This window comes from Pararhizobium sp., assembly GCF_035497515.1.
Classification (GTDB): Bacteria; Pseudomonadota; Alphaproteobacteria; order Rhizobiales; family Rhizobiaceae; genus Pararhizobium.
This window is the reverse complement of the sequence record NZ_DATJDJ010000152.1, coordinates 80,784-92,098: the sequence shown is the minus strand read 5'-3', so window position 1 is coordinate 92,098 and position 11,315 is coordinate 80,784. Positions and strand designations below refer to the sequence as shown.

Sequence of the window (11,315 nt, the reverse complement as noted above, 5' to 3'; positions counted from 1 at the left end):
CAGCGCACCGGCATCCCGCGCGCCGATATCCAGAAGACGCTGTCGTCGCTTCCGAACGACCGACCGCTGTTGGCGAGTGACTGGGAGCGCCTGTCGCGCAACTGGAAGGCGGACCTCAACGAACGGATCGCCAAGCTGGCGGCGCTGCGCGACCAGTTGACCTCCTGCATCGGCTGTGGCTGCCTGTCGATGAGCGACTGTCCGCTGCGCAACCCCTATGACGCCTTGTCGGAAAAAGGTGCCGGAGCCTACCTGCTCGAGCATCCCGACGAATAGCGGCGCTGGTTTGGTCAGCGAACTGCCGCAGCATATCCGTCAGATTTCGCCAACCTGCTCAAGGCCACCATGCTGGCAAGCGTGCCGAGCGCGCAGAGCAGCGCGAAGGCCAGAGCGACGCGGTTTCCATATGCGCTGAGAACCATAGTGAAGAAGGGTGGCGCAGCGGCAAAGGCGAGATTGAGCGGCAGAGCCAGCCGCGCCGCGACATCGGCATAATCAGCCGGCTTGAAAAACACCAGCGGCAATGTCGCCCGACCGACGGACATGGCCCCGCTCGAAAGCCCATAGAGCAGCAGGAACAGGAAGATAGACCATTCCGCACCGCCGCCGAAAGCCAAAACCAGTAGACATGGCGGCATGATCACGGCAGCGGCGAGACTGGTTTTTAGCCCGTCCCACCGGTTACCGCCGAGAAAATCGAACAGTCGTGCCGACATCTGGATGAAACCGATAGCAGAGCCGAAGCCGACCGCCAGATAGTCGGCGACGTCGAAGCTCCGGAACAGGTCGATGATCACCAATTGAAAGCCCCAAGTGACGAAACCGTTCAGCGCGATCGCCGCCGTGATGAGCACGATGATCCGCCGTCCCTGGCCGCCCTGGATAGACGCAGATTTCCCGCTATCGTTCGTAGCCGAAGGTCGGTTCGTCTTCGGCAGGGCGCAGAGGTGCAGCGGCAGGCAGACAAACAGCATCAGGCAACCATAGATCGCACAGACACCGCGCCAGCCGAACTCCGCCTGCAGAAAGTCGGTGACCGGCCAGAACAGGCTCGGCGCCAGCGCCATGAACAGCATTTGCGCGCCGATCGCACGGCGCGCACCCTCGCCGGCCAGTTCGGCCAGGAATACATGGGCCGACGTGGTGAGGCATCCAGCGCCGGCAAAACCCAGAATGCCCCAGGCGGTAAAATAGACATATGCATTATCCGAGGTGGAAAGCAGCCACAGACCGGGGGCAGCAAGTAGCGAACCGCCCGCCAGCACAAGCCGCGCGCCGTAGAGATTGTAGAGCCGGCCTACCGGCGGCGAGCACAAAGCCATCGCGACCAGCATGACCGTCGGACCGAGGAAAATCGTGCCCCGGCTGAGACGCAGGTCGACCGCCATCGCCTCGCCGGTCACGGAGATCGCCATGAACATCGTGCCCCAGGCGATGATTTGCGTGATCGACAGGACGGCGACGGAACGCAGGACAGCCGGGTGCGAAACGATCATGGGAAGACTTCAGAAAGAGAGGCTCGAATCGAGCGGGGATGGGCACCGTCACCATGGCGCGGCCCGTTGCGAAGGCAAGGCAGAAAGGCTCAGTCGGCCGTCGGCAAGCGCCGCATGGTGAACTCGATCTGGTCGCCATCGAGCAGGCGCCAACTCTCCACCTCCGTCCAGTAGGCCGCTTTCGGCCAGGCATCGAACCATTCCTGCGCCTTCTGCCGCGCATGATCGCGATCGAGCCGGAAGGTTTCGCGTACAAACAGGCTGTCACCACCGCGTGTGGTTCCATTCCGGTACCGGTCGATCTGTCGCTTCAGGCCATCCAGCGGTGGCCCTGCGGGAATTCTCGCCATAAGCTCACCCTTCTCCAGCGGAGCCTCAGGTGAGAAGATAGGGAGATATCCCTGTTTTTGCGAGTCGCAAATTCGGCTTGGATCGCTGTGACACAACGACCGAATTACCAGTCCACCGTTGCCAACCATGGCAGAAATGTGAGACGTCACCCCGGACGTGAATCGGCCGAGCTATGCCGCTTCCAGTGCTGTCGAACAGGAATACGCCCATGCAACGACCGGACCTGCCGCAGGGATTGCCTGCGGATATCGAGGACAAGAAATCGAAGGCGAAGGCCTGGTTCGAAACCTTGCGCACCGGCATCTGCTCGGCCTTCGAGACGATCGAGGATGAACTGACCGGCCCGCTGTCCGATCGCGAGCCCGGCCGTTTCGTCGGCACAGACTGGAGCCGCGACGAGGGTGCGGGCGGTGGCGGTCGCATGTCGATGATGGAAGGCCGGGTCTTCGAAAAGGTCGGCGTGCATACGTCCACCGTCTATGGCGAATTCTCGGCGGAATTCCGTGGCCAGATTCCTGGCGCCAACGAAGATCCACGCTTCTGGGCTTCCGGCATCTCTCTGATCGCCCACCCGGTCAACCCAAATGTGCCCGCCGTTCATATGAACACCCGCATGGTCGTCACGACCAGCCACTGGTTTGGCGGCGGCGCCGACCTGACGCCCGTGCTTGACCGCCGCCGCACGCAGACCGATCCCGATACGATGCTGTTTCACAAGGGAATGGAAATCGCCTGCCGCCGGCATCCGGTCGCGGACTATCCGCGCTTCAGGGACTGGTGCGACGAATATTTCTTCCTCAAGCATCGTAACGAACCGCGCGGCACCGGCGGAATCTTCTACGACTGGCAGCATTCGGGCGAGGACGAGGGCGGCTGGAATGCCGACTTCGCCTTCACCCAGGATGTCGGCAAGGCCTTCAGCATGGTCTATCCGAAGATCGTGCGCGCGAACTTCAACAAGCCGTGGACGGAAGAGGATCGCGACGAGCAACTGGTGCGCCGTGGTCGATATGTCGAATTCAACCTGCTCTACGACCGCGGCACGATCTTCGGCCTGAAGACGGGCGGCAATGTCAATTCGATCCTGTCCTCGATGCCGCCGGTGGTTCGCTGGCCCTGATCGGGCGAACGGGTTCGACGAAAAACCCGGCCGCGCAAAACGGCCGGGTTTTTCGTGATTGAATTGGGGAGATCAATTGCAGACGCGGATTTTCTTGATGTGCAGGTTGCCCCACTTGTCCCAGCGCTTCACCTTCTTGATGAAGCAGGAAGGCTCGTAGTAGCCGCCGCCGTAGTAACCGCCGTCATAGAAGCCGACCGAGAAGTTGCCGCCGTGATGGTGGCCATGGTGACCGTGATGGCCGTGGCCGCCGAAGCCGATCGAGAAGCCGCCGGCCTGCGAGGGAGCGGCGAACGAGACGGCTGCGACGATGGCGACTGTGGCGGAAATGATGAACTTGCGCATGATGGTTTCTCCTCTGTTGGTTGCTGATGAGTTCGTCTCATCCAGTGACCCAACAATCTCACGAGGCACCGATCCACGCTGTTTCGAATGGAACAGGGTCGAACAAAAGCGTTTCGAATGCGTTGTTGGACGATATCCAACACGGGAGAACGCAACCATGGTTTTCAAGGAACGCACATTTCACGGCGAGGCGCCGGAGGCGTTTTTCCCACAGAATCAGGCCGACCTCGAAACGAAAGTCGCCGACTGCCTGACCATGGTCGATGGGCTCGACGCCTCTGATGTTACCGTGGTCTCGAAGGGAAACACCATTCTGCTCACCGGAACGGTCGCGACGATTGAAGAGGTCGACAGGGCCGAGGAAGCCGCACGATCCGTGGAAGGCGTGGCCGAGATCGTCAACCGGATAACGGTCGTTTAGGACGTCTCCGACTAGATCGCCTTCAGCGTCCATCCGACGATATCGGCCGACACGTCTGCGAAGGCACGGTCAAGCGCCGCGACGAAGGCCGGGTGGCCGCTGCCGCTCACCGGCATTGTGGCGCGAAACGCCTTCTGGGCACGCACGGTGCCATTGCGGTCGTTGACGATCTTGGCGAAAATCTCGACGATAGCCGTATCGGCGCCATCCGTCGAGATTTCGAACGAGCGGATATCCGTGATGACCTGATAATCGATGGCGAGCCCCTCGCCCGGCTTGCCGACGCCGCCGATCTTGCCGGTATTTTCGAAAGCCTGAACGAGCTTCGACTGTACCATCTTCGGCAACCGGTCGCTCCACTGCGAATCGGCAAGATACTGGATTTCGGAACCGGAAAGACGAATCACGACCTGATCGCTGTCGAGCGCCTTCAGCGCAGTCGGTTCGGGAACGAGGATTTGCTTGCTGGTCGATGCCGGCCCTTCGACAACAGGCGATGCGGAAAGACCATAGGTATCGTTGTTTGCCTTGCCGGCGCAGGCCGACAGGGATGCGGCCACCAAAAACACCACGCAGGCCCGGATCAATCCTGCCTTTGGACCAAACAGCACGTCCGGAAAATTCATTTCAAACACTATCCTTCGCCAATCAGCAGCAACTTAGACACTGATCGCATCAAAACAAGCCCAAAAGCGGCGCTTATGCCTCGGGATGAGGCAAAAACCCGGCCGGGATTGCAGCCTTGCCACGCATGGAGCCGCCCATCATGCAAAGCCTGATTCCGACCAGGACATCAAACGATTTGACGCGGTCTCCCCGGCCCGCCTAGCGGCGGGTGCGGCCGTCGTACTGCTTGACGGTTTCGCCACCGAAGAGAAGCCGTTGCGGATCCTTGTCGAAGGTCGAGATCGTCGTATCGAGCGTTTTCACCGTGCGGCGCGTATCGCTGACCAGAGCTTCGATATCCCGAAGACCCGAGCCGGAGAAACGCTTGAGATTATCGGCGATCGGGCCGATCTGCGCATTCAGGTTGTCGGCGACCTTGCGGAACGAGGCGAGCGTCGCGCGCGCATCGGCCGAGAGTGACGGCGCGTCGGCATCGCCGAGGAACCCGTCCAGCTTGACCAGGATGCCGTCGACCCGGCTCGATGCGGCATTCAGTTTGTTCGCCATCTGCGTGACATCGGTGATCGTCTGGTCGATGTCCTTCTGACGGCCCCTGATGCGATCGGCAAGCTCGGCGATATTGGCGACCGCCTTGCGGGCATCGGCGCTTGCGGCCGAGACGTCGTTGACGACGCCTGTCACCTTCTGGCTATCGACGGCGGCGATCAGCGTATCGACACGATCGAGAGACGCCGTCGCTTTTTCGCCGAAGCGTTCGTAGGTCTCAGCCGTCTTCTTGAAGCTGGCGATCGTTTCGGAGACGCCGCCAGAAGCGACGCTGAGATCGTTGCTGATCTTTTCGACATTGCTGACGATATGGTCGATCTTCTTCGGATCGACGGACTTCACCAGCGTGTCGGCTGCCGACAGCGTCGAATCAAGCTTGCCCGCGGCCGCCGTGATCGAGGTCGAGAGCGCGCTGACGCTCTTCAGGAACGTGTCGATCCCTTCGGAATTGTCAGCCAGCGACTTGGTGAAACGGTCGGCATTGGAGATCGTGTTGGTGAGCGGCCCGCGCACGTCCTTGACGAAGCCCTGGATGTCGCCGATCGCGCTGTTTGCCCGATCCAGGATCTTGTCGGCGGTGGCAAGCAGGCTGGTGACGCTGGACTGGTCGGCGGTGATCTGCGCCGAATTGCCGCTTTCAAGCGCCTTCTGCAGGATGTTTTCCTCACCCTTGTTGCCGCCGCTGAGTTCGATATAGGCGGCACCGGTCAGTCCCTGGATTTCCAGGGTCGCGGTGGTGGATTTCAGGACCGGCGCATCGGCGGAGACTTCGGTCACGGCGACGGAATAGCGGGGATCGTTGGCGTTGATCGCCAGATTGCGGACGGAGCCGACGGGAATGCCGTTGAAGCGCACCGGCGAGCCGACGCTCAAGCCGTTGGCGGAACCGGGAATGCTGACCACCAGTTCCACCATTTCGCCGCTGCGGCCATATTGAGACATCCAGTAGACGAAGCCGAAGGCTGCGAAAATGACCGCGACGGTGAAAAACCCGACGATGGCGTAGTTGGCTTTTGTTTCCATTGCTACCGGTACCCATAGGGGACGCCGCTCACGCGGTTCCCTGCTTCAATCAATCACGCGCGACCACAGGCGATCATCATGCCCGCCCGCCGTCACGAGGCCTTCTTGTCATTGTCACGAACGATCGAGCGCGCGCGCTTCGCCTGGAAATAGGACGTGACCCATTCGTCGTCGCAGGCGAGCATGTCCTCGATCGTTCCCTCGACCAGAACCTTCTTCTTCCCCAGCACAGCGATCCGGTCGCAAACGGAAAACAGGCTATCGAGGTCGTGAGTCACCATATACACGGTCAATCCCAGGGTGTCGCGCAGTTTGGCGATCAGGTTGTCGAACTCGGCGGCCCCGATCGGATCGAGACCTGAGGTCGGCTCGTCGAGGAAAACCAGGTCGGGATCGAGCGCCAGCGCACGCGCCAGCGCCGCCCGCTTGATCATGCCGCCGGAGAGTTCGGAGGGGAACTTGTCCGCCGCTTCCGGCGCCAGTCCCACCATCTCGATCTTCAGCCGTGCCAGTTCATCCATCAGTTCCTGCGGCAGGTTGAGATATTCGCGCATCGGAACCTGAATGTTTTCCCGGACGGTCAGCGACGAGAACAGCGCGCCGTGCTGGAAGAGCACGCCCAGTCGCATGTCGAGCGCCGTGCGCTCCTCTTCGCTCACCGCGTCGTATTCGACGCCGAGGATCTTGATCGAGCCGGAACGGCGCGGCAGGAGGCGGAGCACCGTGCGCATCAACACGGACTTGCCGGTGCCGGACGCGCCGACGAAGCCGAGGATCTCGCCGCGATAGATATTAAGGTTCAGCTTGTCGAGCACGATGTTGGAGCCGAAACCGACGGTCAGGTCCTGCACGGACAGGATGACTTCCGCGCCATCCCACGCGCGTCCATCGCCCTCCCTCGCCGTCATCTCCTGAGTGGTCGCCATCGGTAAAATCTCTTCCATCAGAAATTGATCGACGCATAGAAGATTGCAAACAGGCCGTCGACCAGGATGACGACGAATATCGACTTCACCACCGACTGCGTCACATGCTTGCCGAGCGATTCGGCGCTGCCACCGACCTTCAAGCCCTCGACCGCGGCGACGACACCGATGATCAGCGCCATGAACGGCGCCTTGATCATCCCCGCCAGCACAGAGGAAAAATCGACCGCTTCCTGCAGGCGCGCCAGGAAGGTGGCAAAGGTGATGCCGGAATAGCTCCAGGTCACGACCGCAGCCCCCGTCAGCGCGGCGAAATTGGCGATGATCGTCAGCAGCGGCAGCGCCACCGTCAGGGCAACAAGGCGTGGAAACACCAGAACGCCGATCGGGCTGAGCCCCATGACCTTCAGCGCGTCGATCTCCTCGCGCATCTTCATCGAGCCGATCTCTGCCGTGATCGCGCTTCCCGAGCGGCCGGCGATCATGATCGCGGTCAAAAGCACGCCGATTTCACGCAATTGCAGGATGGCGACGCGATCGACGACGAACAGCTCGGCGCCGAAATAGCGCAGCTGGAACGCGCCTTGCTGGGCGATGATCGCGCCGATCAGGAAGGACATCAAAAGGATGATCGGCACGGCCTGGACGCCCATGCGGTCGATCTGGTTGACGATCGCCGCCGGCGACAGGCCGCTGCGCCGACCAAGCTTCAGTTGTGCGCCCCGCACCGCCGAACCGAGAATGAACATGGCGGCGACCGAGTCCTCCCAGGCCGAGACCACCGACTTGCCGATCGCCGCGAAGAACCGCGAAAAAATGGGAGCCGTCTTCTTCTTGTCTTCCTTCGGTTCCGGCAATTGCTCGGGCAAGGCACCGAGAAGTTCCAGATAGCGCGGATTGTCGCTTGTCAGCTTCGCATCGCCGATCTTCGTCAGGAATCGACGAACCACCCAGGCGCCAGCCGTGTCCATGGCGGTGACGGCGCTGAGATCGACTTCACTCGCAGTTCCACTCTTTGATGCCAACTGGTCAAGCTGCGGCATGACGGTGTGAATGGAGACGCTGCGCCAATCGCCGCTGAAACGATAGACCTTGCTGCCACCATTGCCAGCGTCTTCCAGCTGCACCTCGGTGTCGTTTTTCACTTGCGAACGCGTCACGTCTGTTCTTGTCTTCCGGAGATGGCTGCATTTGATAAAATGTAAGCGACTCATAGCCGCTCGGGCATCATCTGTCACCGATTGAAACGTTTCCGCGCCAAACGGTTGGTCGCTGAGATATGGTTGCCACAGGAGACATAGATGAAACGCGCAATGACAACCGCCGTCGAACATTTCCCGATCGCCGGCAGCTTCACCATTTCCAGGGGCAGCAAGACGACGGCATCGGTGGTTACCTGCACGCTCGCGCAAGCCGGTTTCATCGGACGCGGAGAATGCGTGCCCTATGGCCGCTATGGTGAGACGATCGACACCGTGCTTGCCGCGATCGACGCTATCCGCCCGCAGATCGAATCGGGCATGGACAGGGCGCAACTGCGCGACGCAATGCCCGCCGGTGCCGCCCGCAACGCCGTCGATTGCGCGCTGTGGGATCTTCAGGCGAAAACGGCAGGCACGCGTGCCTCCGCAATCGCCGGCGTCGAAGAGCCGTTGGCGCTGACCACCGCCTACACGCTGTCGCTCGGGGAGCCGGACGCGATGGCGGCGCAAGCGACGAAATACGCCCATAGGGCCTTGCTCAAGATCAAGGTCGGAACGGCGGATGACGCTTCGCGCATCCGCGCCGTGCGCGCTGCGGCTCCTGACAGCGCCATCATTCTCGATGCCAACGAAGGCTGGACGCAAGACAATCTGGCGTATCATTTCGAAGCCTGCCTCGATGCCGGCGTTTCGCTGATCGAACAGCCCCTACCAGCCGGCAAGGACGCATTTCTCGGCACCATCGCCCGCCCCGTCCCGGTCTGTGCCGACGAGAGCGTACACAAGACCGAGGACCTGGCGAAGCTGGCCGGGCTCTATGATGCTGTCAACATCAAGCTCGACAAGACCGGCGGTCTCACCGAAGCACTGCGCATGCGCGACGCTGCCCGGGCGCTGAACCTGAAAATCATGGCCGGGTGCATGGTCGGCACCTCGCTCGGCATGGCGCCGGCCGTGATTCTGGCGCAGGGGGCGGAATTCGTCGATCTCGACGGGCCGCTGCTGCTGGCACAGGACCGCGAGTTCGGCCTGCGTTACGAAGCCTCGCTGGTCTTCCCGCCGCCGGCCGCCCTCTGGGGTTGAAGGACCCAGGCCGCGAACGCGGAACAGCAGCCGACAAAGGCGACCAGCGACATCGAGTAAAATCCGTCAACACCGAAACGGGTATAGAAGTAGCCAGCCGTAAAGGTGAAAATCGCCGAGAAGATGCCGGTGTAGAAGAAATACAGGCCTTGCGCGGACGATTCCTGCTCTTCCGGAACCCGCCGCACCAGAATGTTCTGCATGCCTGTATGCATGATGGCATAGGTGAAGGCGTGGAAGCACTGGAGGATGAAATAGCCCCAGAAGCCGAGATCCATCGGAAAGATGATCCAGCGGACGACGGCAAAAATACACCCCGAGAAGATCATCGTCCAAAGGCTGAACCGGCGGATGACCCAGCGCGCCGAGAAGAACATCGCCACTTCGGCCGCGACGCCGGCACTCCAGAGAAGGCCAATCTCGGTGCCGGTAAAGCCGATATGCTGCCAATAGATCGCCGAAAAGGCGAAAAGCATCGCATGGCTGCCGTTGACGAGGGTCACGCCGATCAGCAGCAGTTGCAGGTCGAGTTTGCGCAGCGCCTTCGGCGGCGGCTCGGTCAGCGTCGTCAGCGTGGACGGACGGCGAGGCTTGCCGACACGCGGTGCGACGAAGGTGAGAAGGATCATCAGCAGGAAGCCGCCCGCCATCGCCGGCAGCACCATCGCGCCGCCGAAAAGCCCGATCATCACCCCGCCGAACATCGTTGCGCCGATGAAGGCGACAGACCCCCACACGCGCATGGTCGCATAATCGAAACCCCAGCGCCGCACGCCGGTCAGCGCGATGGCCTCGACAATCGGCACATAGGGCGAATAGACGCCGCCTTGCAGCGCATAGATGATCAGCACGAACCAGAAACTGTGCGAAACGAACAAAGCCAGGGCGGTCAGCAGCGAGAGCACGGCCGACCAGATCAGCACCTTTGCCCGTTCCCCGATCCTGTCGGCCAGCAAGCCGACCAGCGGTGCCGTCACGACGCGCACGAACATCGGCACCGCCAGGATGATGCCGATCTCGAAATCGCTGAGTGACAGCGTGCTCAGCCAGACCGGAAAATACGGCATGGCGAAGCCGTTGATGATCAATGGCGCACAGAACAGCAAGGCAATGCGCGGCACGAAATAGGCCGGCGCGGCCTCATGAAAAGGAGGCGGTGATGAGGGAATCATGAAATGACCTGAATACGATATCCATGATTTATCACAGTGGCGCGCAACCACGCCAGCAGCTAGATTTCCCTACATCCCCGACCCGTACACTTTTCAGGCAGCCTGTTGCGAAAGCGCCCGTACCATCATCATTTCGACTTCGGACGTATCTTCCTTCACGACAGGAACTCCGCTCAGGTGCCGCCAGGTGATCAGTTCCATCGTGCCGTCGTGATGCTCGGCGATCGCCGTGCAGCTTTCGACCCAGTCGCCGGTATTGATATAGCGAATGTCGCCAATATCCTCGATCACCGCATGGTGGATATGGCCGCAGATGACACCGCCGGCGTTTTCCCGGCGCGCTTCTTCGGCAACAACCTTCTGGAATTCGCCGATGAAATTCACCGCGTGCTTCACCTGCAGCTTGGCCCAGGCGGAAAACGACCAGTAGGGAAGCCCAAAACGGCGCCGCACGGCGGACAGTCCGATATTGATGGCGATCGCCATGTCATAGGCCCAGTCGCCGAGATAGGCGAGCAGGCGTGCGTTGCGCACCACGACATCGAACTCGTCGCCATGCAGGACGAGGTATTTCACCCCGTCGGCCCCCTCGTGCATATGGCGCTGTGCGACCTCGATACCGCCGAAATGCACGCCCGGGAAATCCCGCATGAACTCGTCATGGTTTCCGGGGATGTAGATGATGCGGCTCCCCTTTCGAGCCTTGCGCAACAGCTTCTGTACGACATCGTTGCAGGACTGCGGCCAGTACCAGCTGCGCTTCAACCGCCAGCCGTCGACGATGTCGCCGATCAAGATGATGGTCTCGGCGTCCGTCACGCGCAGGAAATCAAGAAGATAGTCGGTCTTGGCCGCCTTCGACCCCAGATGAACGTCGGAAATGAACAGGGTCCTGAAATGCCGGATGGACGGCTCTTGCTCTTTCTCGGTCATGTTGCCTCGCAAAATTCTATCGGGCGTTCTCGGAGGCCTTCAAAAACAGACTCTTGTTTCAGGAGAATGA

At 61.0% G+C, this 11,315-nt stretch carries 13 protein-coding genes; 4 read left to right on the top strand and 9 right to left on the bottom strand.

Annotation, left to right across the window (positions count from 1 at the left end; translation table 11 throughout):
• Window positions 1–276, top strand: a 276-nt coding sequence (locus tag VL202_RS15380; protein ID WP_325464968.1) for a MerR family DNA-binding protein, incomplete at its 5' end; no start/stop codon positions are given.
• Window positions 277–290: 14 nt separating this feature from the next.
• Here the strand turns inward: VL202_RS15380 and VL202_RS15375 are convergent.
• Together VL202_RS15375 and VL202_RS15370 are read right to left on the bottom strand one after the other, a co-directional pair.
• Window positions 291–1,496, bottom strand: coding sequence for an MFS transporter (locus VL202_RS15375; protein ID WP_325464967.1), 1,206 nt, complete (start codon window positions 1,494–1,496; stop codon window positions 291–293).
• Window positions 1,497–1,585: 89 nt separating this feature from the next.
• Window positions 1,586–1,846: a hypothetical protein gene (locus VL202_RS15370; RefSeq protein WP_325464966.1), complete on the bottom strand. Its 261-nt coding sequence runs from the start codon at window positions 1,844–1,846 to the stop codon at window positions 1,586–1,588.
• Window positions 1,847–2,055: 209 nt separating this feature from the next.
• On the opposite strand from VL202_RS15370, the gene hemF reads away from it, so the two are divergent.
• On the top strand, window positions 2,056–2,967 hold the full coding sequence (hemF, locus tag VL202_RS15365; RefSeq protein ID WP_325464965.1) for an oxygen-dependent coproporphyrinogen oxidase: 912 nt from the start codon (window positions 2,056–2,058) through the stop codon (window positions 2,965–2,967).
• A gap of 72 nt (window positions 2,968–3,039) precedes the next feature.
• On the opposite strand, the gene VL202_RS15360 is transcribed toward hemF, so the two are convergent.
• Window positions 3,040–3,312, bottom strand: coding sequence for a hypothetical protein (locus VL202_RS15360; RefSeq protein WP_325464964.1), 273 nt, complete (start codon window positions 3,310–3,312; stop codon window positions 3,040–3,042).
• Between the two features lie 157 nt (window positions 3,313–3,469).
• On the opposite strand from VL202_RS15360, the gene VL202_RS15355 reads away from it, so the two are divergent.
• Entirely contained in the window at window positions 3,470–3,733 is a 264-nt protein-coding gene (locus tag VL202_RS15355) for a BON domain-containing protein (RefSeq protein ID WP_325464973.1), read from the top strand.
• Between the two features lie 11 nt (window positions 3,734–3,744).
• On the opposite strand, the gene VL202_RS15350 is transcribed toward VL202_RS15355, so the two are convergent.
• From VL202_RS15350 to VL202_RS15335, 4 genes are all read right to left on the bottom strand, one after another.
• The gene (locus VL202_RS15350; protein WP_325464963.1) at window positions 3,745–4,359 is read right to left on the bottom strand and encodes an ABC-type transport auxiliary lipoprotein family protein; all 615 of its coding nucleotides are present in this window, start codon (window positions 4,357–4,359) and stop codon (window positions 3,745–3,747) included.
• A gap of 199 nt (window positions 4,360–4,558) precedes the next feature.
• Window positions 4,559–5,929: an MlaD family protein gene (locus VL202_RS15345; protein WP_325464962.1), complete on the bottom strand. Its 1,371-nt coding sequence runs from the start codon at window positions 5,927–5,929 to the stop codon at window positions 4,559–4,561.
• A gap of 92 nt (window positions 5,930–6,021) precedes the next feature.
• On the bottom strand, window positions 6,022–6,837 hold the full coding sequence (locus VL202_RS15340) for an ABC transporter ATP-binding protein (RefSeq protein ID WP_325464972.1): 816 nt from the start codon (window positions 6,835–6,837) through the stop codon (window positions 6,022–6,024).
• A 35-nt stretch (window positions 6,838–6,872) separates the two neighbouring features.
• Window positions 6,873–8,015 carry an ABC transporter permease gene (locus VL202_RS15335; protein WP_325464961.1) on the bottom strand — a complete coding sequence of 381 codons (1,143 nt, stop codon included), beginning with the start codon at window positions 8,013–8,015 and terminating at the stop codon, window positions 6,873–6,875.
• Between the two features lie 141 nt (window positions 8,016–8,156).
• Here VL202_RS15335 and dgcA point away from each other — a divergent pair, with 141 nt between their 5' ends.
• Window positions 8,157–9,140 carry an N-acetyl-D-Glu racemase DgcA gene (gene dgcA / locus VL202_RS15330; protein ID WP_325464960.1) on the top strand — a complete coding sequence of 328 codons (984 nt, stop codon included), beginning with the start codon at window positions 8,157–8,159 and terminating at the stop codon, window positions 9,138–9,140.
• Here the strand turns inward: dgcA and VL202_RS15325 are convergent.
• Window positions 9,092–10,312 (bottom strand): MFS transporter, encoded by a 1,221-nt coding sequence (locus tag VL202_RS15325; protein ID WP_325464959.1) that lies wholly within the window; start codon window positions 10,310–10,312, stop codon window positions 9,092–9,094. The two genes, dgcA and VL202_RS15325, sit on opposite strands and share 49 nt — an antisense overlap.
• Before the next feature lie 93 nt (window positions 10,313–10,405).
• Window positions 10,406–11,245, bottom strand: coding sequence for a UDP-2,3-diacylglucosamine diphosphatase (locus VL202_RS15320; protein WP_325464958.1), 840 nt, complete (start codon window positions 11,243–11,245; stop codon window positions 10,406–10,408).
• Window positions 11,246–11,315 lie beyond the last annotated feature (70 nt).